The following is a 24,273-nucleotide window of genomic DNA, read 5'->3' on the forward strand; positions in this document are numbered from 1 at the left end:
CCCCGTTCAGGCCATCTTCTTGGCGAGCGCGTAGATCTCCTCGGCATCCAGCACCTGCTCGGTGCTGTCGAAGAGCTGGCCGACGCAGGCGCGATGGAGCTTCAGCTTCAGGCCGCCGATGCCCAGTGCGCCGAACGACTTCTTGCCGTGCCGGTCCTTGCCCTTGTCCATGGCGTCGATGCCGCCGAAGCCGAGCGGCGGCTGGGCGTTGTAGTCGGCTACGAACTCGATCGAGGCCTCGTCCTTCCAGGCCGACTCGGGCAGCAGCTCGATGCCGATGGCGCCGGCCGAGAACACCAGGTTCTTGCCCTTGACGATCTCGGCGCGCGAGGCCTCGTCCGGGGTCGCGGCCGCCGTCACGGCGACGCCGAAGCGCTTGTTGACGGCGTCCGCCGCCGCCTGCGCGCGGTCGAGCTGACGGGCGGCGAGGACGACCTCGGCGCCCTCCTGGGCGAGCAGGGCCGCCGAGCGCATGCCGACCGGGCCGGTGCCGGCGAGCACCACGGCCTTCTTGCCCTCCAGAGAGCCGGCGGCCTTCGCCACCAGAGCGACGCCGGCGGCGGCGGTGGTGTTCGAGCCGTTGGAATCGAGCATGGTCGAGACGCGGAACGGGCCGAAGAAGCGCTTCTTCACCGCCTCGAGCACCGCCTCGCCGGCCGCCATGTTGCCGCCGCCGACGAAGATCGCCGTCGACTTCTTCTCCGAGCCGCCGCGGGTGTAGATCGTGCCGTCGACGAGCGCGCCGACGTTCTCGGGCGTCACGCCGCCGTAGCCGGTGATGTGGTCGGCGCCGCCGTCGTAGCCGACGACGGTGTCGAACACGGACGGCATCGCATCGGTGTCGAACAGGAACAGAAGCTTCTTCATGGTGCGTCCTCTCGCCCGCGTCTCGGCGCGGATGGCGTTCGTGTTGGAAATTGGGTCCGGGCTCGTCTGTCGCTCAGCCTTCCCTCCCCCCTGCGGGGGAGGGTAGCCCGCGAAGCGGGTCGGGAGAGGGGCCGCGCGACGTCCGGAAACGTGGCTCCCCTCTCCCGACCCTCGCTGACGCGAGGCCCACCCTCCCCCGCAGCGGGGGGAGGGAGAGTTCGACCTAGACCACGTTCTGCGGCTTGCCGGCGACGAAGGCCTCGACGTTGTCGACGAGCTGGTCGGCCAGGATCTGCATCGCCTCCTTGCTGGCCCAGGCCACGTGCGGCGTGACGATCAGGTTCGGCAGGTCGAGGTCGCACAGGATGTTGCCGTTCTTGGGCGGCTCCTGCACCACCACGTCGAAGCCGGCGCCGCCGATCGTGCCGGCCTTCAGCGCCTCGGCCAGGGCCTCCTCGTCCACCAGCCCGCCGCGGGCGGTGTTGATGAGGATCGCGTGCTTCTTCATCTTCGCCAGCTGCTCGGCGCCGATCATGTTCCGGGTCTCGGGCGTCAGCGGCGCGTGCAGCGTGATGACGTCGGACTGGGTCAGGATCGTCTCGAGGTCGACGAGGCCCTCCTGCGGGAAGACGTCGTAGGCGATGACCTTCATGCCGAGCGCTTCCGCCCGCTTGCCGATCGACTTGCCGAGCGCGCCGTAGCCGACGATGCCGAGCGTCGAGCCGGCGATGTCGTGGATCGGGTAGTCGAAGTAGCAGAACTGGGTCGACTTGTTCCAATCGCCCCGGCGCACCGAGTTGGCGTAGGGCACGATCGCGCGCCGCAGGGCGAAGATCAGCGCGATGACGTGCTCGGGCACGGTGTTGAAGGCGTAGTTGCGGATGTTGACGACGGTGATGCCTTGCGCCTTCGCCTGCTCCTTGTCGACCACGTCGGTGCCGGTGGCGGCGACGGCGATGAGCTTGAGGTCGGGCAGCTGCTTCAACGTGTCGGCGCGCATCGGCACCTTGTTGATCAGCGCGATCTCGGCGCCCTGGAGCCGGGAGACGATCTCCTCCGGTGTCCAGGTCGAATCGTATTCCTTGTAGTCGTGCGGGAAGTTGAACGGCCGGACCGTGGCGTCGAGGGACTCGCGGTCGAGGAATACGATCTTCTTCGTCATGGAACGCCTTTCATGCGACGGCCGGATCGGGCCCTGCCCGCGACGCGCCGGTCGCGGCGATCCCGATCCGGTTCGAGATGATCCCCTCTCGTCCGGGATGGCGCGGGGGCGTCGCCGCCCCCGCGCGATGGTGTCGGCCTAGCGTCAGCCCTGGGTGAGCGGATGCTCGCGCAGGTAGCTCGACGCGGCGGCGACGCCCGAGCCCGGGGTGACGTGCACGCCGCAATCGATCATCGCCATCTCGGCGCCGGCGATCGCGCCGAGCAGCGACAGCTCGTTGAGATCACCGAGGTGGCCGATGCGGAACACCTTGCCGGCGACTTGGCTCAGGCCAGCGCCGAGCGAGAGGTTGTAGCGGTCGTAGGCGTGCTTGATGATCTTGGCCGCATCGACGCCCTCGGGCGCCAGGATCGCCGTCACCGTGTCGGAGTTCCACTTGGGCTCCTTGGCGCAGATCTTCAGGCCCCACGCCGCCACGGCCTGACGGGTCGCCTCGGCGAGCACGTGATGGCGGTGGTAGACGTTCTGCAGCCCCTCTTCCTTGATGCACTCGAGGGCCTCGCGCAGGCCGTAGAGCAGCGGCAGCGGCGGTGTGTAGGGGAAGTAGCCGGTCGGGTTCTGCTTCAGCTGGTCGGACCAGGCGAAGTAGACGTGTCCAAGGCGGTCGTTGCCGCCGGCGGTGCCTTCGGAGGCCTTGATCGCCTTGGCGCTGGCGCAGAGCACGCCGAGGCCGGCGGGGAGCATGAAGCCCTTCTGCGAGCCGGCGATGGCGCAATCCACCTTCCACGCGTCCATCTCGAACGGCAGCGAGCCGATCGACGAGATGCCGTCGACGAACAGCAGCGCCGGGTGGCCGGCGGCGTCGATCGCCTTGCGGACCGCGCCGATGTCGCTGGTGACGCCGGTCGCCGTCTCGTTGTGGACGACCATCACGGCCTTGATCTTGTGCTCGGTGTCGGCGCGCAGCGCCTGGCCGATCTTCTCCGGGTCGGCGCCGGTGCCCCAAGCCTCGTCCTGCACGATGACGTCGAGGCCGAGGCGCTGGGCCATGTCGACCCAGAGGTGGCTGAACTGGCCGTAGCGGGCGGTCAGGACCTTGTCGCCGCGGCAGAGCGTGTTCGCCAGGGCCGATTCCCAGATGCCGGTGCCGGAGGACGGATAGAAGATGATCGTGCCCGCCTCGGAGCCGAACACCATCTTGGCGTCCTGGAACAGCGGCTTCACAAGCGCCGGGAAGTCGGGGGAGCGATGGTCCTCCGAGGGGACGTGCATCGCGCGCAGCACGCGGTCCGGGATGTTGGTCGGGCCGGGAATGAAGAGGTGATTGCGTCCGGGGCGCCGCGTTGCAGCCATGGGGTGTGTCCTCCGATTACCAAGAAACGTTGGCCGGCAAGCCGGCGTCAGGAACGATGCGCCGGCTTGCGACGCATGGGCGTGTGGTGATCCGTGGGCGGTCTGGTGAGGGGGACGCCGAACCGGCGCGGCCGGAAGCGCGCGGGAGGGCTGTCCCGCGCGGAACTTCCGCGTCGTCGGTCGGTCGCTTCACCGGGCGATGCGGAGCGGCGGAACGGTCTGGCACCGCTCGCGGTCGCGGCATGGATCCATGCCGGTCGCCTCCGAAAAGCCTCGTCTTCCATGCGTCGGCCGTGGCCGTCGCGCAAGCCGCGGAATGCGGATCCTGCACGCCGGCGCTGCGCCGACCCTCGATACCTTCCTCCCCGTCGTCCCGCCCCGGCTCACGATCCAAGTGGTTCACGATCCAAGTCGACCATCCAGGTCGGCGATCCATTGGCCGTCGCCGGCGCCGGCCTTACGGCAGGCGATCGCTTTGAATCCATTATGAACGCCGAAGCTCCACAAGCAAAACTGGAAAAACTTCCCGGACGACGAAAAAAAATTGTCGTGCACTGCAGCAAACCGGCGAAGGATCTTCGCATTGCTTGCTGCATCGCAGCATCGGATGCGCGCCACCGTCATCAAACTGAGACGCGTTTCCGGTTTGGCTCGGCCGAAGACCGCCGGGAGATGCTCGTGGCCGACGACACGGAAGGGACGACCCGCGTCCGCACCCTGTTCCTCTCAGACCTGCACCTCGGCACCCGCGGCTGCCAGGCCGGGCTGCTCCTGGACTTCCTGAAGGACTACGACGCCGACACGCTCTACCTCGTCGGCGACATCGTCGACGGCTGGCAGCTCCGATCGGGCTGGTACTGGCCGCAGGGGCACAACGACGTGGTGCAGAAGCTCCTGCGCAAGGTGCGCAAGGGCTCGAGCCTGGTCTACGTGCCGGGCAACCACGACGAGTTCCTGCGCGACTACATCGGCACCACCTTCGGCGGGATCGAGATCGCCGAGAGCCGCATCCACGAGGCGGCGGACGGGCGGCGCTACCTGGTGATCCACGGCGACCAGTTCGACATGGTGGTGCGCCACGCCCGCTGGCTCGCCCATCTCGGCGACGGCGCCTACACCTTCGCGCTGTTCGTCAACACCGGCCTGAACAAGCTGCGCCGCCGGCTCGGCCTGTCCTACTGGTCGCTCTCGGCCTGGGCGAAGCTGAAGGTGAAGAACGCGGTCAACTTCATCGGCGCGTTCGAGACCTTTCTCGCCGACGAGGCCCGGCGCCAGGGTGCCGACGGGGTGATCTGCGGCCACATCCATCACGCCGCCGACCGGCGGATCGACGGCCTGCGCTACCTCAACACCGGCGACTGGGTCGAATCCTGCACCGCGCTGGTCGAGCATTACGACGGCCGCATGGAGGTGCTGCACTATCCGAGCGTGCTTCGCGCCCGCGCGGCGGAGGCGTCGGAGGCCGAGCGCGCCGGTGCGCTTCCGGCGCAGGACCGCCGGGCGGTCGCGTGAGGCTGCTGGTCGCGACCGATGCCTGGGCGCCGCAGGTCAACGGCGTGGTGCGCTCGCTCGAGCGCATGGCCGAGGCCGCCCCCGCCCACGGCTTCGAGCCGTTCTTCGTGACCCCGCGCGACTTCCGCTCGCTGCCGATGCCGGGCTATCCCGAGATCCGGCTGGCGCTGGCGGGCGCGCGCGGCATCGCCGCCGCCTGGGCGCGGATCGAGCCGACCCACGTCCACATCGCCACCGAGGGCACGATCGGCCACGCGGTGCGGCGGCTCTGCCGCGCGAAGGGCCGCCCCTTCACCACGAGCTACCACACGCGGTTTCCCGAATATCTCGCCGCCCGGGCGCCGATCCCCGAGGCGTGGAGCTACGCTTGGCTGCGGCGCTTTCACCGGGCGGCCAGCGGCACCATGGTCAGCACCGCCTCGCTCGAGCGCGAGCTCGCCGGCCGCGGCTTCCGCAACCTGATGCGCTGGACGCGGGGCGTCGACACCGACCTGTTCCGCCCGGCCGATCCTTCCGCGGAGGTTCCCCCTGCGCTCGCGGGGCTGCCGCGCCCGATCTTTCTCTTCGTCGGCCGCGTCGCGGTCGAGAAGAACGTCGCCGCCTTCCTCAGTCTCGACCTGCCGGGCAGCAAGGTGGTGATCGGCGACGGGCCCGACCGCGCCCGGCTCGCGGCCGCCCACCCGCAGGCCCGCTTCCTCGGCACCCGCACCGGCGCGGAGCTGTCCGCGCTCTACGCGGCGAGCGACGTGTTCGTGTTCCCGAGCCTCACCGACACCTTCGGCATCGTGCTGCTCGAGGCGATGGCCTGCGGCCTGCCCGTGGCGGCCTACCCGGTCACCGGTCCCCTCGACGTGGTCGCCGGGACCGGGGCCGGGGTGCTCGACGCCGACCTGCGCGCGGCATGCCTCGCCGCCCTCGCCGTTCCGCGCGGGCGATGCCGCGCGGAGGCCCTCCGCCGGACCTGGGCCGAGAGCGCCCGCCAGTTCTTCGGCAACATCGAGAGCGCCCACGCCCAGGCGGCCGATCTGCGCGTGCCGGCCGGCGTCGAGGCGGCCCTGCTTGGCTGATGAGGTGACGGGTTGAGAGGGTGACGGGCCGGCCAAGGAATGCGATGGGTCGCCGCCCCTTCGGACCCGACCCGCCCCGTGCCCCCCTTCGATCCCGCCTGCGCCGCCGACTACCCCGCCGTCATCGGCTGCGATGAGGTCGGGCGCGGCGCCCTGTGCGGCCCGGTGGTCGTCGCGGCGGTGTGGTTCGATCCGACCGCGATCCCGCCGGACCTGCTCGCCCGCCTCGACGACAGCAAGCGGGTCAAGGAACCGCTGCGCGAGATCCTGACGCCGCTGATCCGCGCGCAGGGCCGCGTCGCGGTCGCGGCGGGATCCCGGGCATTGATCGACCGGGTCAACGTCCGCGTCGCCACCCTCGACGCGATGCGCCGGGCGGTGCTGCGGCTCGCCCTCGATGCGCCGGTGCTGGTCGACGGGCGGGACGCGGTTCCCGGCCTGCCGCAGCCCTGCCGTGCGGTCGTCGGCGGCGACCGCGCGGTGCCGCAGATCGCCGCCGCCTCGATCGTCGCCAAGACGTTTCGCGATGCGCTGATGCGGGTGCTGGCCCGGCGCCACCCGCATTACGGCTGGGATCGCAATGTCGGCTACGGCGCCCCGGTGCACCTCGCCGGCCTCAGGACCCACGGCCGCACCCCGCATCACCGGCTGAGTTTCAAGCGGGCGTACGGCGATGGCGGCAGCAGGACGGGTGTCGCAGATGGGGATCGCCGCGCGCCTTTCCCTCCCCCGCAGAGGGGGGAGGGAGAACGCGCCGCGTTCGTTCGCAAGGTGTCTGAGATCGTCCGTCGACGCAAAAAATCACGCCGTCCTGCCGCCGCGGAGCATTGCTCGATCGCCGCCTTCGCCCCCGTCACAGCAGCGAGAACTGCTCGCCGGGCTTGGCGAAGGCCGAGGCGTCGAGGGTGATGCGGGTCTGCGCATAGCCGAGACGCGCCTTGGCCAGCCGCATCCGCGTCGCGATCAGGTCGGCGTAGGCGCCCTCCCCGGTCATCCGCTTGCCGAACGTGGCGTCGTATTCGCGGCCGCCGCGGGCCTGCTCGACCAGGGAGAACACGTGGCGCTGCCGCCCGGGATAGTGCTCGGCGAACCAGTCGGCGACGAGGTCCTTCAGCTCGTGCGGCAGGCGCAGCAGCACGTGGTTCGCCTCCCGCGCGCCGCAGGCGCGGGCCTCCGTCAGGATCGCCTCGATCTCGTGGTCGTTGAGCGAGGGGATGATCGGCGCGACGATCACCATCACCGGCACGCCGGCTCGGCTGAGCGCCCGGATCGCCTCCAGGCGCTTGCGCGGATGCGGCGCGCGCGGCTCCATCTTCCGGGCGAGCACCGGATCGAGGGTCGTCACCGACATCGCCACCTTCACGAGGTTCCGCTCCGCCATCCCGGCCAGGATGTCGATGTCGCGGGTGACGAGGTTCGACTTCGTCACGATGCCGACGGGATGGCGCAGGCGGGCCAGCACCTCGAGGATCTCCCGGGTGATGCGGTGCTCGCGCTCGATCGGCTGATACGGGTCGGTCGCCGTTCCGAGAGCGATGGTCCGCGGCGCGTAGCCCGGCGCCGACAGCTCCCGCTCGAGCAGGCGCGAGGCGTCCGGCTTGGCGAAGAGCTTCGTCTCGAAGTCGAGCCCGGGCGACAGGCCGGCATAGGCGTGGTTCGGCCGGGCGAAGCAGTAGACGCAGCCGTGCTCGCAGCCGCGATAGGGGTTGATCGAGCGGTCGAACGAGATGTCGGGCGAGGTGTTGCGGGAGATGATCCCGCTCGCCCCCTCCAGCGTCACCTCGGTTCGTCTGGCCGGTGCGGGCTCGTCCGCCGGCCAGCCGTCGTCGGCGGCCTCGCGGCGGATCGCCTCGAAGCGCCCGCCCGGGTTGGCGGTGGCGCCCCGGCCGCGCAGCGTTTCCGACGTCGCGGCGAGCCGACGTCTTGGCGTGGATTCAGCGCCGAGCGGAGGACGGGGTGTGGACATCGAACTGGCAGCACCCCGGCGGAAGCGTGTTTCACATGGAACATAACAGGAACAAGGTCGACCGTATACGCCTCGATTTTAGGCAGTTTCTCGGGCTTTGTGGCTGTGGTGCAACGCTGGGTCGCCGCGTCGAGCCGGCCTGCCCGCGCCCGGCGAAAATACGGTATGCGCGGCCATGATCTCCGCCCTGGTTCATGTCGCCGACCCCGGCGACGCCGATGCGATCGACCGTCTGGCCGACACCCTGGGCGCCCTCGTCGGAGGCGTGGCCGCCGGGCTCGTAGGCGACGCCGTGATCGTCGCCGCCGCGATGGGCGAGGCGGTCGACACGATCGCCGACGCGACCGGCGCGACCCTGGTGGTGCCGCCGCGCGGATCGGACCGGTGGTTCGCCGGCGCGGCGGTCGCGCGCCGCGACTGGGTGCTGTGCCTGGAGGCGGGCGACGTGCCCGGCGACGGCTGGATCCGCACCCTCGACCGCTTCGTCGGCACAGCGCCGGCCGACGCCCTGGGGCGATTGTCCCGCCCGCATGCCGGGCTGGCGACGCGGCTGGCCATTCGGGCCGAGGCGCTGCTCGGCGCGGGTGCGGCGCGGCCCGGCGACCTCGTCCGCCGCGATCGCCTCACCGAGATCGGAACCTTCGCCCCGCGGCTGGTGCCGCGGCGCCTGATCGCGCGGATCGACCGGATGTGATCCTCAGGCCGTGAGCGAGGCGCCCCGCCGCAGGTGCTCGTCCAGGCGCGGCATGATCTCGACGAAGTTGCAGGGGCGGTGCCGGTAGTCGAGCTGGCTGACCAGGATCCCGTCCCAGGCGTCGCGGCAGGCACCCGGCGAGCCCGGCAGCACGAAGACGTAGGTGGCGTTGGCGACTCCGGCCGTCGCCCGCGACTGCAGCGTCGAGGTGCCGATCTTGTCGTAGGAGATGCGGTGGAACACCGCCGAGAAGCCGTCCATCCGCTTCTCGAACAGCGGCTCCAACGCCTCGGGCGTGACGTCGCGGCCGGTGAAGCCGGTGCCGCCGGTGGTGATCACCACGTCGATTCCGGGATCACGCGTCCAGCTCTCGACCGTCCCGCGGATCGCCGTCGCCTCGTCCGGCACGATCGCGCGCGCCGCGAGCCTGTGGCCGGCCTCGGTCAGCCGCTGCACCAGGGTGTCGCCGGAGCGGTCGTCCTCCGGCCGGCGCGTGTCCGAGACGGTCAGCACCGCGATCGACAGGGGGACGAAGCTGCGGGCGGGCGTATCGGGCATCGGGCCGTCTCCGGGTTGAACGACCGGAATATGGGCGCCCGCCCGCGATTGTCCCATCCTTCCCGGCGTGCGGCGTGCGGCGTGCGGCGTGCGGCGCGCGGGCCGAGGCGCGCCGAACCCGCGATCCATGGTATCGGCACCGACCAGCGACCCCTGTCCGTTCGAACGCGCGGTGCCCTCATGGATGCGACCCCCGTCCGCCTCACCAGCCTCGCCCACGGCGGCGGCTGCGGCTGCAAGCTCGACCCGGCGATCCTACGGTCGCTGCTCGCCGACCAGCCGATCGCCGGCCCGTTCGAGCGCCTGCTCGTCGGCAACGAGACCGCTGACGACGCCGCGGTCTGGGCGCTCGACGACGGCACCTGCGTCATCGCCACCACCGACTTCTTCACGCCGATGGTCGACGACCCGCGCGATTTCGGCCGGATCGCCGCCACCAACGCGATCTCCGACGTCTACGCGATGGGCGGCCGCCCGATCATGGCGCTGGCCATCCTCGGGATGCCGGTCGGCAAGATCGCGCCCGAGATCGTCGCCGAGATCCTGAAGGGCGGCGCGGCGACCTGCGCCGAGGCCGGCATCCCGATCGCTGGCGGGCACTCGATCGACACGCCGGAGCCGATCTACGGCCTGGCGGTGATCGGCACCTGCCGCCGCGAGGACGTGCGCCGCAACGCCGACGCGCGGGTCGGCGACGCGCTGATCCTGACCAAACCCCTCGGCGTCGGCGTCTATTCCGCCGCGATCAAGCGCGACGCCCTGCCGGAGGGCGGCTACGCCGCGTTCGTCGCGACGACGACGCTACTGAACAAGGTCGGCACCGAGCTGGCCGCCGACCCGGACGTGCACGCCATCACCGACGTCACCGGCTTCGGCCTGCTCGGGCACGGCCTCGAGTTTGCGCGCGGCGCCGGCTGCCGCCTCGTGATCGACTGGCCGTCCGTGCCGCTGCTGCCCTCGGCCGAAACGCTCGCCCGGGGCAACTTCGTCACCGGCGCGTCCCACCGCAACTGGACCGCGTTCGGCGGCGAGGTCGCGCTGGAGGACGGCTTCCCCGAATGGGCGCGGCACCTGCTTACCGATCCGCAGACCTCGGGCGGCCTGCTCGTCGCCTGCGCCCCCGAGCGCGCAGACGCGATCCTCGCCCGCATCCGCGCCGCCGGGCATCCGGCGGCGGCGATCGTCGGGCGGGCGGAGGCGGGCGCGGCGGGAATTCGCGTCGCCGGCTGATCCCAGGGCCGGAAGGCGATCGAAACCAATCCTCCGGCATCATCGCGGCCCCGCGATGCGTCGCGCAGAGCCGCCCGCCCCCGTCGTGACCGACGTTCCCTACGACCCGGATCTCGAAACCGTCCACGGCGTCGCGGATTGGCCCTATGGCCGATCCGCCTTCGCGCTCGCGCGCCCGGACACCTTGCCGGACGGACGCCCGTGGCCGCGGCTGCACGTGCTCACCGTCGCCTCCGGCGACGCGCCGCGTCTGGCGGACAGCATCGCCTCGGTCGCCCGGCAGGACTACCCGGAATGCCGGCACGACGTCGTGCCGCCGGGATTGACGTCGCCCGCCGCGATCCTCGCCGACGACGGGGTCGACTTCGTCCTGGTCCTGCGGGCGGGCGATCTCCTGGCGCCCGGCGCGCTCGCCGCCCTCGTTCTCGACGCGGTCCTCTCGGGGGCGGATGCGGTGGCGGGGCTTCGGGTGCTGTTCGACGACGCGGTGACCGGCCTCGACCTGCCCTCGTCGGCGGGGGATGACGCCGCGCCGGACGCCGTCTTCACCGGCGGCGAAGTTCTCTGGCGGCGTGCCGCGCTCGGCATGCTGGGCAGCTTCGATCCGGTCGACGCCGAGTGGACCGCACGCGCCTGGTCGGCAGCCGTGCGGACGGAGGCCGGCGTCACCCGCATCGGCCGGCCCGTCCTGCTGCAGCGCGAGCGGACGATTCACACAACGGATTCAAGTCCATCCGCGTCTTCCCCTCCCCCCTCTGCGGGGGAGGGTGGGCCTCGCGTCAGCGAGGGTCGAGAGAGGGGAGCGCCGTATCCGGCACCGTCGCGCCCCTCTCCCCCCCTGCTCCGCAGGGTACCTTCCCCCGCCAAATGGGGAGGGAAGAGTGGTGCCGCTTCCCTCTCGATCGCCTCGCTCACCGGCACGGGGCATGCCGGCGGTGCCGGGATCGCGCATCGGCGCATCGGCGAGGCGCTGCGGCTCGCCGGGCACCGCGTCGCGGAGTTCGTGCTTGCCGACGAATCGCCGCCGGCCGCGGCGGAATGGACCGATGCGTTTCCCGTCGCCGAAGCCGCGATCCGCGCCGGCGACCACGACCTCGTGCTCGCCGGAAACCTGCACGGCGCCACCCGGAGCCTCGCCATCGCCGGGCGCCTCGCTGCCGAGCGGCCCGTCGCGCTCGTCCTGCACGACCTGTTCCCGCTGACCGGCCGCTGCGCCCACCCCCGCGGCTGTGCCCGGATCGAGACCGTCGGCTGCGACGCCGCCTGCCCGACGCCGGACGAGTATCCGCAGCTCGGCCGGCATCGCATCGCCGGCGCGCAGGCCGGCAAGCGTGCGGTGCTCGCCCGGCGGGACGGTCCGATCCTGCTCGCCAACTCGGCCTGGACGGCCTCGCGCGCCCGGGCGCTCGCGCCGCCGGCCGCCGTGGTCGCGCCCCTGGCGCTGGCCTTTCCGACGAGCGTCTTCCGGCCCCGCGATCGTTCGGCCCTGCGCCGCAGCCTCGGGCTTCCCGCCGACGACCTGCTGATCCTGGTCTCGGCGGTGGTGCTCGACGGACCGGACAAGAACGTCGGCGATCTCGCCGACGCCCTGCGCCGCGTCGCCGGTCCCGGCGTCGGCTTCGTCGCGATCGGCCGGCTCGACCATCCCGCGCGCCTCGCCCTGCCGAACCTGTTCGCGCCCGGGCTGATCGCCGACGAGGCGCACCTGGCCGCCTGGTACGGCGCCTGCGACCTGCACGTCACGGCGAGCCGGCTCGAGACGCTGGGGCAGACGCCGATCGAGGCCGGCCTGTGCGGAACGCCGACGCTGGCCTATCGCACCGCCGGCCTGACCAGCTCGGTGATCGACGGCGTCTCCGGGCGGCTCGTCCCGGTCGAGCCCGGCGCGCTGGGCGATGCCCTCGTCGAGCTCGTCGCCGATCGGCCGGCGCTCGCCCGGCTCGGCGCCTTCGCACGGATCGCCCTGGAAAGCCGGTTCAGCCCGGCTTCCTGCGCGAGCTCGCTCGACCGGGTGTTTCGCGAGCGCGGCCTGCTGCCGCCGGACGGGGGCCGCCTGCGCTTCGCGCCGGCGCTGCTCGGCCATTTCCCGTTCGCCGCGATCCCGGCTGCGGCCGCGACCGGCCTCGTCGCCGCGCCGTCCAACCCGCTCGTCCGCGGGCTGCGCCGCGCCAAGCAGCGCCTGCTCGGGCGCCGCCTGCCGCCCTGGGCGCGGCGCGGCCTGTATTGGGCCGTCCGGCTTCGATCGCTCGGCGGAGCCCGGTGATGCGCGGCCCGATCTACCTCGACCAGACCCATGTCCGCGGCCACGTCACCGGCATCGAGCGGGTGGCGCTCGACCAGTTCACGCCGGCGATGCTCGGCGGCGCGGTCCGGCCCCTGCGCAGCCGCAGCATCCCGGGGATGATCCTCGCGCAGCAGCTCGGCCTGCCGCTTCGCGCGGCGCGGGAGCCCGAGGCGCAGTTCGTGATGGCCGGCTTTCCCCCCGGCCCGCTGATGGCGCCGTTCGCGGAGCGCTGCATCCTCTGCGTCTACGACACCTTCCTCCTCGACCGGCCGGAGGATCTCGCCTGGAAGAGCCGGCTCTACATGGCGCCGGCGTTCCGCTACGCGATGCGCTGGGGTCGGCGCTTCCTGGTGATCTCGCGCAAGACCGGCGCGGATTTGCGCCGTCACTGCGCCGACGACGCCCTCGTCGCCCTGCTGCGGCCGGCGGTGCGCGACGTGTTCGGCCTCGACGGGCTCCCAGGCCCCGCCGCCTATCGGCCCGAGGCGCCGCTGCGCATGCTGGCGATCGGCACGATCGAGCCGCGCAAGGATTACCCGGCGGCGATCGCGCTCGCGGCGGCTCTGAACCGCGCCGGCGTGCCGGCCGAGCTGCACATCGTCGGCCGCCTCGGCTGGGGCCGGCACGCCTTCCTCGACGATCCGCCGCCCTTCCTCACCTGGCACGGCTACGTCGGCGACGATGCGCTGCGCACGCTCGCCGCCAGCGCCCACCTTCTGCTTTCGACTTCGAAGGCCGAAGGCCTCGGCCTGCCCCTGCTCGAGATTCAGCATGGCGGCCTGCCGGTGGTCGCCCCCGACGACGCGGTGTTCCGCGAGGTGCTCGGCGAATCCGGCCTGTTCCTCCGCCCGGGCGATCCCGAGGGCGCCGCTTCGGCGCTGATCCAGGCCGTCCGGTCCGGCCGCTTGGCGGAAGCCGCGGCCGACGCGCGGGCAAACGTCGCACGATGGAATCGCTTGGCCGCGCGCGACGCGGAGGCGTTCCGCGGCTACCTCGCCGAGGGCGTGTCGGCCTACGGGCCAGACAACCTCGTCGCGCCCGATGGGGTCGCGCCCGATCCGGTTATCCCCAAGCGGTGAGGCGGACTACGTATTGAACGTCGCGCCGGCGGATCGTTAAGCATGCCACGCTGTCTCGTCTTGAAGAGACGCTGTTCGCCCCCGTTTCCAAGGCATTGGGAAAGATTTTGCGGCAACCAGAGAGCGCAACCTGCGGTCCGCAAATTGCGGAGACGTCATCGAACACCGCCATCGCCGGGCGCTTCCGGTTCAAGGTGGCACGGGAACGCTCCGAAACGGGATCGTTCCTGGAAACCGTCGGGCAGGTGAGGGACAGAGACCGATGTTCGATTTCTCGACCCCCGTCCGCGGCGAGCCCGTGGAGGTGACGCTGCCGCCGCGCTTCTCCGATCGGGCCGACCCGGGCACGATCCTCCGCCGCCTGTGGCGCGGAGCGAGCTTCATCGTGCTGGGCGGCCTGTTCATGGTTGCCGCCGCCGTCGCGCTGCTCGGGCTGCTGACCCCGGTCTACACCTCTAGCATCCAGATCCTGGTCGATCCCTCCGATCTCCGCGTCGTCGACAACGACGTCAGCGCCCGCACGCCTCAGGCCGACAGCGGCGTGTCGCTCGCCGAGAGCCAGACCAAGGTGATCCAGTCGGACAACGTCCTGCGGCGCACGGTCGAGAAGCTCGACCTCGATCGCGACGACGAGTTCGCCAAGCCCGAGTCCGACAACCCGACGATCGTCTGGCTGCGCACGGCGCTCGGCATGCTGCCGCCGCCCGGCAGCCGCGACCCGGTCAACGTCGCCGTCGACACCCTGCAGACCAAGCTGACCGTGCGCCGGGCCGAGCGCACCTTCGTGATCGACGTGCTGGTGCAGTCGCGCGATCCGGAGAAGGCGGCAAAGATCGCCAACGCCATCGGCGACGCCTACTTCGCCGAGGAGGCCAGCGCCCGCACCGAGGCCGCTCGCCGCGCCTCGGACGCCCTCAACGGCCGCCTGTCGAGTCTGCGCCGCGACGTCGAGCTCGCCGAGGGCAAGCTCCTGAAGTACCGCGAGGACAACAACCTCGTCGCGTCGAGCGGTCGCCTGCTGACCGACCAGCAGCTCGGCGACCTCAACCAGCAGCTCGTCACGGCCCAGATCAAGACCGCGGAATCGCGCTCGCGCCTCGAGCAGGCGCGCAAGATGAAGGCCGGCGACGCCAGCACGGCGCTGCCGGAGATGCTGCAATCGCTCGAGATGCAGGCGCTCCGCCAGCAATACGCGACGCTCTCGCGCAACACCGCCGAGCTTGCGACCCGCCTCGGCGAGCGCCACCCGGCGATGGCCGAGCAGTACGCCCAGCAGCGCGACCTCCAGCGCCTGATCCAGCGCGAGAAGGAGCGGATCATCGAGACGACGCAGAAGGACTACGATCGCGCGGCGGCGAGCGAAACGGCGATCCGCAAGAGCCTCGACCGGGCCAAGGCCGAGACCGTCACCAGCGATCGCGCCAATGTCGGCCTGCGCGAGCTGGAGCGGACGCTCGAATCCCGCCGCGGCGTGTACGAGACCTATCTCCGCCGTTCGCGCGAGGCGAGCGAGCAGGAGCGCCTGAACAGCATCAACGTCCGCATCATCTCGCCGGCGGTCCCCGCCCGCACCCGGACCTGGCCGCCCTCGCCCAAGGTGGTGCTGCCGCTGGCCCTGCTCGTCGGGATGATGCTGGGCGTGGCCATCGCGCTGTCGCTCGGCGCCGCCCGCGACCGTCGCAACGACCGCAACGAGCGCCGCGCCGCGACCGTGCCGCCCCGGAGCTTCCGAGCTGCCGATGCTTGAGGCGGGACAGGCGCAGGCCGAGGACGACGGCGCGGTGAAGGTCGCCGGCTTCGCCATTCACCCCGCGATGCCGCGGCTTCGGGCCGTCCGCGGGACGAGCCCTCGCCTCGAACCCGGCCATGCGGCCGGCGCCACGCCGGAAACCCCCTTAGATCGCCGCAGCGAGGCCGGCAGCGCCTGGCGCGTGCGGATGTTCGGCCACGACTTCGCCGCCGGTCCCGCAGCCGGGATCCTCGCTGCCTCGGCGATGCAGCCGTCGGCCGGGCCGCGCCTCGTCGTCACCGCCAACATCGACCACATCGTCCTGCTCTCGGAGAACGCCGCCTTCCGGCAGGCCTATGCCAGCGCCGTCGCGCGGACGCTGGACGGCACGCCGCTGGTCTGGCTCGCGCGGCTGCGCGGCCAGCCGGCCGCCCGCGTCACCGGGCACGACCTCCTCGCGCACGCGCTGTTCGCCCGGCCGGTCGAAGGCCGGCGCGTCTTCCTCGTCTGCTCGCGGGAGGCGGTCGCCGAGGCGATCCGCGACCGGCTCGAGCGGTCCGGCTATGACGCGGATGCCATCGCGACCTGCGTGCCGCCCTTCAGCTTCGACGACGACGCGGAGTACGGCCGCGCGCTGTCGGCCCGCATCCGCGAGCACGGCACCACCCTGCTGGTCATGGGCGTCGGCGCGCCGCGCTCGGAGGTCTGGGTGACGCGCCAGGGTGCAGCCCTCGGCACGCCGCTCGTGCTGGCGGTGGGCGAGGCGGTCAACGTCGCCGCCGGGCTGGTGCCGCGGGCGCCAGTGATGCTGCAGCGTGCCGGGCTCGAATGGGCGTTCCGGTTCGCCTTCGCGCCGCGACGGCTGTTCCGGCGCTACTTCGTACGGTCGTGGCGCTTCCTCGCGCTCCTGCGCGGCGAGATCGGGAACCGGGACGCGGCCTGACGCGCGGCTTCGCGGCTCCGCGGGTTCAGGCGGACGCGAACAGGTGCGGGTGCCGCAGGCGCAGCGCGAAGACCAGGGTCAGCGTCTTCATGTCCGCGATCTCGCCGGCGTCGCTGCGGCGGGCGAGGTCGTCGAGCGCCACCTCGTGGACGGTGATCGCCTCGTTCTCCTCGGCAAGCCCGCCGCCCGGTCCCGACCGGTCGGCCGCGCCGAAGGGGGCGAGGAACAGGTCCATCCGCTCGGTCGAGATGCCCGGCGCAGTCCAGGCGCTGACCACCCGCTCGAGCACGTTCAGGTCGACGCCGGTCTCCTCGTAGGCTTCGCGGCGGGCGCCGTCCTCCGGGTCGCCCTCGTCGAGGATGCCCGCCGGGGTCTCGAGCATGTCCAGCGGGCCCTCGGCGAAGAACACCGGGGCGCGGAACTGCGAGACCAGGAGCGCGACGCGGCGCGTCGGATCGTAGGGCAGCACCGCCACCGCGCGACCGTGATCCTCGATCTCGCGGGTGATGCGGGTGCCGTCCGGCATCGTCACCTCGGCGACGAGGAACCGGGCCCAGCCGTCATGAACGAGGCGTGTCCCGCGGATGATGGGTACCATGCCTGTGGATCTTCCTGCCCGAGTCGCGTCGAGGCCGTTCTAGGCAGGCGATCGTTCAGGAATGAGGCGGCTTCGCGGAGTCTCCGGGGCAGGTGCCGGGGCCACGGCGGATCGAGAACCGCGTCGCCGTGCCGATCCGGTCCCAGGCTTCGACGGTGTCGCCCTCCTCGCGCACGAGGTTCGGGATGTCGAGGCAGGCCAGCGGATCGGTGCAGGTCACCCGCAGCAGCGTGCCCGGCGGCAGGCGGCGCAGCGCCTTGCGCGTCCGCAGCACCGGAAGTGGGCACTTGAGGCCGGCGAGATCGAGGTCGATCGGTGGTGCGTCCGGCATGCGAGAACCCCGACGACGGGGCCGCCGTCGCCGGGGTCGATAGACCGGATCGATGCGGCTTGTCAGCCGGGCGAAGCGGCCGGCCGTGACCCTAGCGCGTGACGAGGAAGCGGTGCGGGTCGCCCGCCCGATTACGGGAACCGGCAATGGGTGAAGGCGGGGTCGACCGAGCGCTTCCACGATCCCTCGTAGTCGGCGAGGCGGTCCTCGGCATGCGAGCGCCCGGCCGCCACGATCGCCTCCAGCGGCTGCAGGTAGATCGTCTCGTCCCGTCCGGAGCCGTCACGGCGGGCACGTGCCTTGAGGCCGGCCCGCGCGATGGCGAGCGCCTCGGCCGCGACCGCGCCCAGGCTGCGCCGCGCGACCGGCGTCGCGAGGCCCAGGCGCGGGACGGTGGCGCGCAGGGCCTCCCGGTCGGTGGCGCTCCAGCCCGAGACGAGGTCGAGGGCGGCATCGAGCGACGCCTCGTCGTAGAGCAGGCCGACCCAGAACGCGGCCTGCGCCGCGATCATGCCGGCATCGCCGACGTCGGCGCCGCGCATCTCGAGGAAGCGCTTGAGCCGAACCTCGGGAAAGGCGGTGGAGGCGTGGTTGGCCCAGTCGGAGACCGTGGCGTACTCGCCCGGCAACTGGGCGAGCTTGCCGGCCATCAGGTCGCGGAACGAGGCGCCCGAGACGTCGTGGTAGGTGTCGCCGCGCTTGACGAAGTACATCGGCATGTCGAGCAGCCAGTCGACGTAGCCCTCGTAGCCGAAGCCTGCGTCGAAGGCGAAGCCGAGCATCCCGGTGCGGTCGGCGTCGGTGTCGCGCCAGATCTCGGAGCGTCGCGACAGGAAGCCGTTCGGCCGCCCGTCGGTGAAGGGCGAGTTGGCGAACAGGGCGGTCGCGACCGGCTGCAGCGCGAGCGAGGCGCGGAGCTTCCGCTTCATGTCGCTTTCCGACGCGAAGTCGACGTTGACCTGCACGGTGGCGGTGCGCAGCATCATGTCGAGGCCGAGCGATCCGACCTTCGGCATGTAGCCGGCCATGATCTTGTAGCGGCTCTTGGGCATCACCGGCGTCTCGGCCCGCGACCATTTCGGGCTCATCGCGAGGTCGAGGAAGCCGATGCCGAGGCCGTCCGCCACGCGCTTCGTCGCGGCCAGGTGCTCGTCGAGCTCGCGGGCGGTGGCGTGCACGTCGGCGACCGGCGCGCCCGAGAGTTCGAACTGCCCGCCGGGCTCGATCGAGATCGCGCCGCCTTCCGCAGCCGACAGGCCGATGACGTGGCCGGCATCGAGGATCGGCTCCCAGCCGGTCTCGCGGCCGACGCCTTCCAGCAGGGCTCGGATGCCGCGCTCGCCTTCATACGGCACCGGTTCGCGCGTCTCAACGTAGAAGGGAATCTTCTCGTGCTCGGTGCCGATCGCGAAGCTCTCGCGCGGCTTCTCGCCGGCCGCGAACCAGTCGATCAGTTCGACACGCGTGGTGAGCGGTGTCGTGTCGGACGTATCGCGCGCCATGCGCTGCCTCGCCGTGAAATCATGGGCTGAACTCGGGAAGCGCGCCGGCCGTCTGGAAAAGAGCGATGCGGTCGTGCCCCGTCGCCGGGATGGGTCGTCCATAATCCAGGGCGCCGGACCCGACAACGCGACCTTGAGCGCCTCTGCCCCGCTTCGACCGGCAATCGTCGGGCGTCGGAGGCGCTGCGCGCGGTCGATGTGCGCGGGCGCACGCCGACAGGGCTATCATCGCGCGTCGCCGAGTACGGCCTGGACCAGGGCGAGCGCCGCGACCGCGGCGGTGTCGGCCCGGAGGATGCGGGGCCCAAGGGAGAGCGCCACGGAGTTGGGCCGCGCCAGGATCGCCGCGCGCTCCTCCGGCGCGAACCCGCCCTCCGGGCCGATCAGCACTGCGAGTGGAACGGGGCCCGCCGGATCCGCGGCCCGGCGCAGGGCGGCGACGGGGTCGGCGATCGCGGCGTCCTCGTCGCAGAACACCAGCAGCCGCTCCGGCGCGAGGTCGGCGAGCGCCGTGGGCAGGCGCGCGGCTTCCATCAAGGCCGGCACGGCGAGGATGCCGCACTGCTCGGCCGCCTCGATCATGTTGGCGTGCAGGCGCTCGGTGTTGAGGCGGTCGCCTTGCGTGTAGCGCGTCAGGACCGGCCGGATCGTGCCCGCCCCCATCTCGACCGCCTTCTGGGCGAGGTAGTCGAGCCGCGCGCTCTTCAAGGGCGCGAACAGGTAGTGCAGGTCGGGCGGTGCGGTCTGGGGCCGTACTCGGTCGACGACGGTCAGATGCGCGCTCTTGCGCCCCGACGGCACCAGGCTCGCCCGCCACTCGCCGTCCCGCCCGTTGAACAGCAGCACCGGGTCGTCCGGCTGCCGGCGCAGGACGTTGAGCAGGTAGTTCGCCTGCGCCCGGTCCAGGGGAAGGTTCGCGCCCGCGAAGAGGTCGTGCGCCACGTGGAGACGGGGCGCGGTGAAGTCGTAGGCCGCCATCCGGGCTCCGTCGCGTGCGGGATCGCCGCTGTCAACGCCGGAGCGAGGCGGCGCCGATGTTGCCGAAACATCACGGGCGCTGGTTTTCGAAACGTTACCCCGCCATGTCGGAGCCGGCCCGTTTGCGGCTCGATTGACGCCACATTCCTATGGCGAAGCGGAACCCGGACATTCCGGACCGGCCGTACCGCAGCGCGGCCGACCCCCGGCTCGAAGACGACATCCGTCGACGCTGCGCGCCATGCCGACGGCGCATCGCCTGCGACCGGGGCGGATCTCCAGGGAGACGAGACCATGCGCTACAAGACCTACGGACTGGCCGCCGCCCTCGTCGCGGGCAGCTTCCTGGCCAGCACGGCCGCCTTCGCTCAGTCCGCCGAGTGCGGCGCGATCCAGACGACGCTGCAGACGCGCAAGGATCTCGTCGCCAAGGCGAACGTGGCGTCGAACGGAAAGAAGAAGATGACCCCGCAGGAGGCCTGCGCGCTGTTCGGCAAGCTTCAGTCCAACGGCGTCGAGGGCATGAAGTGGATCGCCGCCAACAAGGAGTGGTGCTCGATCCCCGACTCGTTCGCGGAAGGCTTCAAGGCCGACCACTCGAAGGTGGTGGGCATCCGCACCAAGATCTGCGGCATCGCGGCCCAGGCGACCAAAATGGAGGCTCAGGCCCGCGCTCAGGCCCAGAACGGCGGCGGCGGCGGCCTCCTCGGCGGCCCCGGCCTGACCGGCCAGTTCAAGATGCCGCAGGGCGCGCTCTGAGGCGGATGCGACCCGCCTCCCACCCGTTCCTCATCCCGTCCGGGCCCCGGTCGTGAATGCCGCGAAGGCGGTGGAATCCCGCGTCGCCGACGCGGTGACCGGCCATTGGGTCGACCGGCTCGCCCCGCGGGCCGCCCGGCCTTACCTGCGCCTCGCCCGCATCGACCGGCCGATCGGCTGGTGGCTGCTGCTGCTGCCGTGCTGGTGGTCGACGGCGCTGGCCGCCACCCGCGCCGGCCTGCCCTGGCCCGATCCGCGCCACCTGCTGCTGTTCCTCGTCGGCGCGGTGGCGATGCGCGGGGCCGGCTCGACCTACAACGACATCGCCGATCGCGACCTCGACGCGCAGGTCGAGCGCACGCGCTCGCGGCCCCTGCCCTCGGGGCAGGTCGGCACGCGCGCCGCCGCCATCTTCCTCGCCGCCCAGGCGCTGGTCGGCTTCCTCGTCCTGATGCAGTTCGATGCGTTCGCCATCGGCGTCGGGCTGTGCTCGCTGATCCCCGTGGCGATCTACCCGTTCATGAAGCGGGTGATGTCGATGCCGCAGCTGGTGCTCGGCCTCGCCTTCTCCTGGGGGGCGCTGATGGGCTGGGCCGCCCTGCTCGACCAGCTCGCAGCATCGGCCTGGCTGCTCTACGCCGGCACGATCGCCTGGGTGGTCGGCTACGACACGATCTACGCGGTGCAGGACATCGAGGACGACGAGATCGCCGGCATCCGCTCGTCGGCGCGGTTCTTCGGCGGCCGGCTTCGGGTCGCCGTCGGGGCCTGCTACGGGGCGGCCGTGCTGCTGATCGGCGCGGCGGCCTACGGGGCCGGGGCGGGACTGCTCGGTTTCCTGGGCGTCGCCGCGTTCGCCGTCCATCTCGGCCGGCAGGTCTGGCGGCTCAAGGCGCGGGACGGGCGGGAGGCGCTGGCCCTGTTCCGCTCGAATCGCGGGGCCGGGCTCATCCTGTTCGCGGGGCTCGCCGCCGATACGATCAACCAGGGCTGGCCGGGCTGAGCGCTCACGAGCGGGCGATGATCTCGTTCTCGCCGCGGTGGATCTGCGGGCGGACCGGGAGGCGGCCGGTCTTGCGGCGCACGAGAAAGCGCGGGCGGCGGTCGCCGAGCGAGCCGTGCCGGCGCCGAATGCGGGTCTTGCCGAGCATCAGCCGGCCGACCTGCGCCGACACGGTGGCGAGCACGCCGTCCTCGCGCACGATCATCCGCGGCAAGCCGGTGCGGGCGGCGAGCTCCCGCCAGATCGCGACGACCTCCTCCTCGCAGAACGGCCCGAGACGGGCGACGACGGCGCCGGCAGCGTCGACGAGGCAGAGGTTGAACCGGTCCTCGCCGCAGCTCTCCGCCTCGTCGGTCGCGAAGGTGAGCGCGATGCCGGCGGCCTTGGACGTCGCGGTGCCGGCGCCGAACACCGGCAGCGGCGAGGCGTCGAAGGCGAAGCGCGCCGGCGCGGCGCCGTCGCGATCGAGGCGATCGGTCTCGGCAAGATGATCGGTCGGGTTCCGGTCCATGGTGTCGAACGTGTTCATCTGCCCGCCGTCCATTTGCAAGTGGCGACCTGCTCGGGTCGTCCGTTATGCCAAGCAGATTGGCGTCTAACCTCCCCATGGTGCCTTAAGAGTGAGCGTTAAGCGATCGTGGACATCGCGTTCGCGCTCGGAATGCTCAACGGTTCCTTGCCGCGATCGATGAAAACCGCCGGTTTCCCGCTGCGGCCTCGCGATCCTTGTGGCGCTTCGGGGCAGACCCTACAACGGTGCGGTCGCGCGCTCCGGCGCGCCGCCCCCCTGTCGCGATCGGGACCATCCGCACGCCGCATCGGCGCGCGGGTCGGCGCGAGCCGCGATGCCGATCCCCTCCCCCGTCGCCGGACACGGACCGCCATGACCGATACGATCTCAGCGGACTTCGTGCACGCCCTGATGCCGGACCTGCGCGAGGCGCTTCGCGAGGCGGCCTCCCTCGCCCTGCCCTTCTTCCGGGCCGGCAGCCAGACCTCGGCGAAGATCTGGTCGAAGGCCGGCGGCTCGCCGGTGACGGAAGCCGACGTCGCCGTCGACACCTTCCTGAAGATCCGCCTGAGCCAGATCGTGCCGGCGGCGGCGTGGCTGTCCGAAGAGACGGCCGACGACGCCGTGCGGATCGGTCACGACCTCGTCTGGATCGTCGACCCGATCGACGGGACCCGCGCCTTCCTGTCCGGGCATCGGGACTGGTCGATCGCGGTGGCGCTGCTGAAGGCCGGCGAGCCCGTGATCGGCTTCGTGAACGCGCCGGCGCTCGGGCACGATTACGAGGCGATCTACGGGCGGGGCGCGACGCGCAACGGCAAGCCGATCGGCGCGCGGCAGGGCGTCGCGCTGCCGACGGCCCGCGTCACCGGCCCGAAGCCGATGATCGACCGGCTGGGGCGTGGCGTCTCGCGCGATCTGGGGGACGCCGCCTTCGAGCGCATCGACCGGATTCCGTCGCTCGCCCTGCGCGTGGCCCGCGTCGCCGAAGGCTCGGTCGATGTCGGGCTGGTCTCCTCGGATGCCCGCGACTGGGATCTCGCGGCGGCCGACCTGATCCTGCGCGAGGCGGGCGGCTCCGTCTGCGACATGTCCGGCGTCGCGACCGTCTACAACCGGACCGATCCGGTGCATGGCGAGCTGGTCGCGCTGCCGAACGACCTGCGCGACGTCGTCGTATCGGCCTGGGACCGGGGCCGGTCGTGACGATCTCGCGGGCTTGAGCCGGTCTGAAACGAAGAAGAGCCGATCCTGCATCTGCAGGATCGGCTCGGCGCGGTCAGGCGTGGGCGGCTTCGCGAAGGGCCAGAGCGGCCGGCGCGAGCCCGAGGCGGTCGGCGAGATGCCAGCGCAACTCTCGGGGCGAATGATAATTGTAGGATCGATCGATGAGGTGGGAGAGGTCGAGGGTCGGGGCGTCCGACGTCGCGCTCTGCTTGATGCACCCCACCTTGAAGGTCGCCGAATCCGTGACGGGCGACCGGACGCTACGGCGTCGGGTGTATTCGAACAACATGGTGTGTTTGATTGTCTTCCGATGTGACCGGGTTTGCTCCGCCACGCGGCGGGCCCGGCTCTGTTTCTGTGGTGTTGCGATTAAGATTGCGTTTACCTTGACCGTCCGGCGCGGCCGCTCCCGGAGGATGGCAGCGTCGGATGGTTTCGACCGTGTTCACGGCCGCGTGGATGGGAGACCGATGGCCTCAGGCAGCCTGGAGGTTGCCGGCGGCGTCCTTGCCGCTGCGCTTGTCGGTCAGGATCTCGTAAGACACCTTCTGACCCTCGATCAGGTTGCGCATGCCGGCGCGCTCGACGGCGGAGATGTGGACGAACACGTCCTTGCCGCCGTCATCCGGCTGGATGAAGCCGTAGCCCTTGGTCTCGTTGAACCACTTCACGGTACCGGTATTCACGTAGAGAACCTCGTATCGACGATGGGTCGAGCCCTCGCGCTCGTGAAAGCGCGAACGGATCGACTGACTTCTAAGTCTGGTATGGGTGGCAGGGCGTCGGGCAAGGAACCCGTAACCGGCGTCCGTCCCAGGGTTTGGGCCCCCCACAACCCTATCTAAGGGCTCCCTGCGGCCGCAACAAGGCAGGGATGCAGGTTCTCGGCGTGCCCGGGCAAAAGCGGAGGCCCGGCGGCT

General features: G+C 71.6%; 24 protein-coding genes and 1 pseudogene. 12 read left to right on the forward strand and 13 right to left on the reverse strand.

Going from position 1 to position 24,273, the window contains the following annotated elements:
• Positions 1-6 precede the first annotated feature (6 nt).
• The 4 genes from ACFZ8E_RS18075 to ACFZ8E_RS18090 form a co-directional block, all read right to left on the reverse strand.
• A complete protein-coding gene (locus ACFZ8E_RS18075; RefSeq protein ID WP_147726359.1) occupies positions 7-867 on the reverse strand; it encodes an NADP-dependent methylenetetrahydromethanopterin/methylenetetrahydrofolate dehydrogenase in 861 nt (286 codons plus the stop codon).
• Positions 868-1,090: 223 nt separating this feature from the next.
• Positions 1,091-2,029: a D-2-hydroxyacid dehydrogenase gene (locus ACFZ8E_RS18080; protein WP_147726357.1), complete on the reverse strand. Its 939-nt coding sequence runs from the start codon at positions 2,027-2,029 to the stop codon at positions 1,091-1,093.
• 144 nt (positions 2,030-2,173) lie between these two features.
• Complete coding sequence (locus tag ACFZ8E_RS18085) at positions 2,174-3,382, reverse strand: aminotransferase class V-fold PLP-dependent enzyme (protein ID WP_405043404.1); 1,209 nt, start codon at positions 3,380-3,382, stop codon at positions 2,174-2,176.
• A 399-nt stretch (positions 3,383-3,781) separates the two neighbouring features.
• Positions 3,782-4,006: a hypothetical protein gene (locus ACFZ8E_RS18090; protein ID WP_147726355.1), complete on the reverse strand. Its 225-nt coding sequence runs from the start codon at positions 4,004-4,006 to the stop codon at positions 3,782-3,784.
• Positions 4,007-4,054: 48 nt separating this feature from the next.
• Between ACFZ8E_RS18090 and ACFZ8E_RS18095 the strand changes: the two genes are divergently transcribed.
• The 3 genes and pseudogenes from ACFZ8E_RS18095 to ACFZ8E_RS18105 form a co-directional block, all read left to right on the forward strand.
• Entirely contained in the window at positions 4,055-4,894 is an 840-nt protein-coding gene (locus ACFZ8E_RS18095; RefSeq protein WP_279593195.1) for a UDP-2,3-diacylglucosamine diphosphatase, read from the forward strand.
• On the forward strand, positions 4,891-5,961 hold the full coding sequence (locus tag ACFZ8E_RS18100; RefSeq protein ID WP_405043405.1) for a glycosyltransferase family 4 protein: 1,071 nt from the start codon (positions 4,891-4,893) through the stop codon (positions 5,959-5,961). Before ACFZ8E_RS18095 ends, ACFZ8E_RS18100 begins: the two co-directional genes overlap by 4 nt.
• Before the next feature lie 39 nt (positions 5,962-6,000).
• Positions 6,001-6,621 (forward strand): annotated as a pseudogene (locus ACFZ8E_RS18105) (ribonuclease HII); the annotation flags it as partial.
• Between the two features lie 193 nt (positions 6,622-6,814).
• Here the strand turns inward: ACFZ8E_RS18105 and ACFZ8E_RS18110 are convergent.
• A complete protein-coding gene (locus tag ACFZ8E_RS18110) occupies positions 6,815-7,927 on the reverse strand; it encodes a PA0069 family radical SAM protein (protein WP_405043406.1) in 1,113 nt (370 codons plus the stop codon).
• Positions 7,928-8,102: 175 nt separating this feature from the next.
• On the opposite strand from ACFZ8E_RS18110, the gene ACFZ8E_RS18115 reads away from it, so the two are divergent.
• Positions 8,103-8,621: a hypothetical protein gene (locus ACFZ8E_RS18115; protein ID WP_147844223.1), complete on the forward strand. Its 519-nt coding sequence runs from the start codon at positions 8,103-8,105 to the stop codon at positions 8,619-8,621.
• Positions 8,622-8,624: 3 nt separating this feature from the next.
• Here ACFZ8E_RS18115 and moaB read toward each other — a convergent pair whose 3' ends face one another.
• Positions 8,625-9,179, reverse strand: a complete 555-nt coding sequence (gene moaB / locus ACFZ8E_RS18120; RefSeq protein WP_243934322.1) for a molybdenum cofactor biosynthesis protein B — start codon at positions 9,177-9,179, stop codon at positions 8,625-8,627.
• Between the two features lie 180 nt (positions 9,180-9,359).
• Between moaB and selD the strand changes: the two genes are divergently transcribed.
• The 5 genes from selD to ACFZ8E_RS18145 all read left to right on the forward strand — a co-directional run bounded on the left by selD (position 9,360) and on the right by ACFZ8E_RS18145 (position 16,444).
• On the forward strand, positions 9,360-10,409 hold the full coding sequence (gene selD, locus ACFZ8E_RS18125) for a selenide, water dikinase SelD (protein WP_405043407.1): 1,050 nt from the start codon (positions 9,360-9,362) through the stop codon (positions 10,407-10,409).
• 85 nt (positions 10,410-10,494) lie between these two features.
• Entirely contained in the window at positions 10,495-12,672 is a 2,178-nt protein-coding gene (locus ACFZ8E_RS18130; protein WP_405043408.1) for a glycosyltransferase, read from the forward strand.
• The gene (locus ACFZ8E_RS18135) at positions 12,672-13,772 is read left to right on the forward strand and encodes a glycosyltransferase (protein ID WP_243989105.1); all 1,101 of its coding nucleotides are present in this window, start codon (positions 12,672-12,674) and stop codon (positions 13,770-13,772) included. Before ACFZ8E_RS18130 ends, ACFZ8E_RS18135 begins: the two co-directional genes overlap by 1 nt.
• Before the next feature lie 262 nt (positions 13,773-14,034).
• Complete coding sequence (locus ACFZ8E_RS18140) at positions 14,035-15,519, forward strand: GumC family protein (protein WP_147728333.1); 1,485 nt, start codon at positions 14,035-14,037, stop codon at positions 15,517-15,519.
• Positions 15,512-16,444 (forward strand): WecB/TagA/CpsF family glycosyltransferase, encoded by a 933-nt coding sequence (locus ACFZ8E_RS18145; RefSeq protein WP_405043409.1) that lies wholly within the window; start codon positions 15,512-15,514, stop codon positions 16,442-16,444. The genes ACFZ8E_RS18140 and ACFZ8E_RS18145 overlap by 8 nt, the downstream gene beginning before the upstream one ends.
• 25 nt (positions 16,445-16,469) lie before the next feature.
• On the opposite strand, the gene ACFZ8E_RS18150 is transcribed toward ACFZ8E_RS18145, so the two are convergent.
• The 4 genes from ACFZ8E_RS18150 to ACFZ8E_RS18165 all read right to left on the reverse strand — a co-directional run bounded on the left by ACFZ8E_RS18150 (position 16,470) and on the right by ACFZ8E_RS18165 (position 19,853).
• Positions 16,470-17,042 carry an NUDIX hydrolase gene (locus ACFZ8E_RS18150; RefSeq protein WP_147844208.1) on the reverse strand — a complete coding sequence of 191 codons (573 nt, stop codon included), beginning with the start codon at positions 17,040-17,042 and terminating at the stop codon, positions 16,470-16,472.
• Between the two features lie 55 nt (positions 17,043-17,097).
• A complete protein-coding gene (locus ACFZ8E_RS18155) occupies positions 17,098-17,373 on the reverse strand; it encodes a sulfurtransferase TusA family protein (protein ID WP_147728331.1) in 276 nt (91 codons plus the stop codon).
• A gap of 131 nt (positions 17,374-17,504) precedes the next feature.
• On the reverse strand, positions 17,505-18,875 hold the full coding sequence (locus tag ACFZ8E_RS18160; protein ID WP_405043410.1) for a glutamate--cysteine ligase: 1,371 nt from the start codon (positions 18,873-18,875) through the stop codon (positions 17,505-17,507).
• A gap of 225 nt (positions 18,876-19,100) precedes the next feature.
• Positions 19,101-19,853 (reverse strand): 16S rRNA (uracil(1498)-N(3))-methyltransferase, encoded by a 753-nt coding sequence (locus tag ACFZ8E_RS18165; protein ID WP_243950280.1) that lies wholly within the window; start codon positions 19,851-19,853, stop codon positions 19,101-19,103.
• Between the two features lie 294 nt (positions 19,854-20,147).
• Here ACFZ8E_RS18165 and ACFZ8E_RS18170 point away from each other — a divergent pair, with 294 nt between their 5' ends.
• Positions 20,148-20,612 carry a hypothetical protein gene (locus ACFZ8E_RS18170; RefSeq protein WP_147843066.1) on the forward strand — a complete coding sequence of 155 codons (465 nt, stop codon included), beginning with the start codon at positions 20,148-20,150 and terminating at the stop codon, positions 20,610-20,612.
• Positions 20,613-20,664: 52 nt separating this feature from the next.
• Positions 20,665-21,615: a 4-hydroxybenzoate octaprenyltransferase gene (ubiA, locus tag ACFZ8E_RS18175; protein ID WP_405043412.1), complete on the forward strand. Its 951-nt coding sequence runs from the start codon at positions 20,665-20,667 to the stop codon at positions 21,613-21,615.
• A 4-nt stretch (positions 21,616-21,619) separates the two neighbouring features.
• Here the strand turns inward: ubiA and ACFZ8E_RS18180 are convergent, their stop codons facing one another.
• Positions 21,620-22,144 carry a DUF6101 family protein gene (locus tag ACFZ8E_RS18180; protein ID WP_405043413.1) on the reverse strand — a complete coding sequence of 175 codons (525 nt, stop codon included), beginning with the start codon at positions 22,142-22,144 and terminating at the stop codon, positions 21,620-21,622.
• A 354-nt stretch (positions 22,145-22,498) separates the two neighbouring features.
• On the opposite strand from ACFZ8E_RS18180, the gene ACFZ8E_RS18185 reads away from it, so the two are divergent.
• Positions 22,499-23,332, forward strand: coding sequence for a 3'(2'),5'-bisphosphate nucleotidase CysQ (locus ACFZ8E_RS18185; RefSeq protein ID WP_243950284.1), 834 nt, complete (start codon positions 22,499-22,501; stop codon positions 23,330-23,332).
• A 73-nt stretch (positions 23,333-23,405) separates the two neighbouring features.
• Here the strand turns inward: ACFZ8E_RS18185 and ACFZ8E_RS18190 are convergent, their stop codons facing one another.
• Both ACFZ8E_RS18190 and ACFZ8E_RS18195 read right to left on the reverse strand, forming a co-directional pair.
• Entirely contained in the window at positions 23,406-23,642 is a 237-nt protein-coding gene (locus tag ACFZ8E_RS18190) for an AsnC family transcriptional regulator (protein ID WP_147725966.1), read from the reverse strand.
• A 187-nt stretch (positions 23,643-23,829) separates the two neighbouring features.
• The gene (locus tag ACFZ8E_RS18195; protein WP_147725959.1) at positions 23,830-24,039 is read right to left on the reverse strand and encodes a cold-shock protein; all 210 of its coding nucleotides are present in this window, start codon (positions 24,037-24,039) and stop codon (positions 23,830-23,832) included.
• Positions 24,040-24,273 lie beyond the last annotated feature (234 nt).

Origin of the sequence: Methylobacterium sp. HMF5984, assembly GCF_045033435.1 — a bacterium.
GTDB lineage: Bacteria > Pseudomonadota > Alphaproteobacteria > Rhizobiales > Beijerinckiaceae > Methylobacterium.

What these genes read in the sequence shown, in the direction of transcription:
- ACFZ8E_RS18075 (WP_147726359.1), bottom strand. Translation starts at nt 867, where the DNA reads ATGAAGAAGCTTCTGTTCCTGTTCGACACCGATGCGATGCCGTCCGTG.
- ACFZ8E_RS18080 (WP_147726357.1), bottom strand. Translation starts at nt 2,029, where the DNA reads ATGACGAAGAAGATCGTATTCCTCGACCGCGAGTCCCTCGACGCCACG.
- ACFZ8E_RS18085 (WP_405043404.1), bottom strand. Translation starts at nt 3,382, where the DNA reads ATGGCTGCAACGCGGCGCCCCGGACGCAATCACCTCTTCATTCCCGGC.
- ACFZ8E_RS18090 (WP_147726355.1), bottom strand. Translation starts at nt 4,006, where the DNA reads ATGACGGTGGCGCGCATCCGATGCTGCGATGCAGCAAGCAATGCGAAG.
- ACFZ8E_RS18095 (WP_279593195.1), top strand. Translation starts at nt 4,055, where the DNA reads ATGCTCGTGGCCGACGACACGGAAGGGACGACCCGCGTCCGCACCCTG.
- ACFZ8E_RS18110 (WP_405043406.1), bottom strand. Translation starts at nt 7,927, where the DNA reads ATGTCCACACCCCGTCCTCCGCTCGGCGCTGAATCCACGCCAAGACGT.
- ACFZ8E_RS18115 (WP_147844223.1), top strand. Translation starts at nt 8,103, where the DNA reads ATGATCTCCGCCCTGGTTCATGTCGCCGACCCCGGCGACGCCGATGCG.
- moaB (WP_243934322.1), bottom strand. Translation starts at nt 9,179, where the DNA reads ATGCCCGATACGCCCGCCCGCAGCTTCGTCCCCCTGTCGATCGCGGTG.
- selD (WP_405043407.1), top strand. Translation starts at nt 9,360, where the DNA reads ATGGATGCGACCCCCGTCCGCCTCACCAGCCTCGCCCACGGCGGCGGC.
- ACFZ8E_RS18135 (WP_243989105.1), top strand. Translation starts at nt 12,672, where the DNA reads ATGCGCGGCCCGATCTACCTCGACCAGACCCATGTCCGCGGCCACGTC.
- ACFZ8E_RS18140 (WP_147728333.1), top strand. Translation starts at nt 14,035, where the DNA reads ATGTTCGATTTCTCGACCCCCGTCCGCGGCGAGCCCGTGGAGGTGACG.
- ACFZ8E_RS18145 (WP_405043409.1), top strand. Translation starts at nt 15,512, where the DNA reads ATGCTTGAGGCGGGACAGGCGCAGGCCGAGGACGACGGCGCGGTGAAG.
- ACFZ8E_RS18150 (WP_147844208.1), bottom strand. Translation starts at nt 17,042, where the DNA reads ATGGTACCCATCATCCGCGGGACACGCCTCGTTCATGACGGCTGGGCC.
- ACFZ8E_RS18155 (WP_147728331.1), bottom strand. Translation starts at nt 17,373, where the DNA reads ATGCCGGACGCACCACCGATCGACCTCGATCTCGCCGGCCTCAAGTGC.
- ACFZ8E_RS18160 (WP_405043410.1), bottom strand. Translation starts at nt 18,875, where the DNA reads ATGGCGCGCGATACGTCCGACACGACACCGCTCACCACGCGTGTCGAA.
- ACFZ8E_RS18165 (WP_243950280.1), bottom strand. Translation starts at nt 19,853, where the DNA reads ATGGCGGCCTACGACTTCACCGCGCCCCGTCTCCACGTGGCGCACGAC.
- ACFZ8E_RS18170 (WP_147843066.1), top strand. Translation starts at nt 20,148, where the DNA reads ATGCGCTACAAGACCTACGGACTGGCCGCCGCCCTCGTCGCGGGCAGC.
- ACFZ8E_RS18180 (WP_405043413.1), bottom strand. Translation starts at nt 22,144, where the DNA reads ATGAACACGTTCGACACCATGGACCGGAACCCGACCGATCATCTTGCC.
- ACFZ8E_RS18185 (WP_243950284.1), top strand. Translation starts at nt 22,499, where the DNA reads ATGACCGATACGATCTCAGCGGACTTCGTGCACGCCCTGATGCCGGAC.
- ACFZ8E_RS18190 (WP_147725966.1), bottom strand. Translation starts at nt 23,642, where the DNA reads ATGTTGTTCGAATACACCCGACGCCGTAGCGTCCGGTCGCCCGTCACG.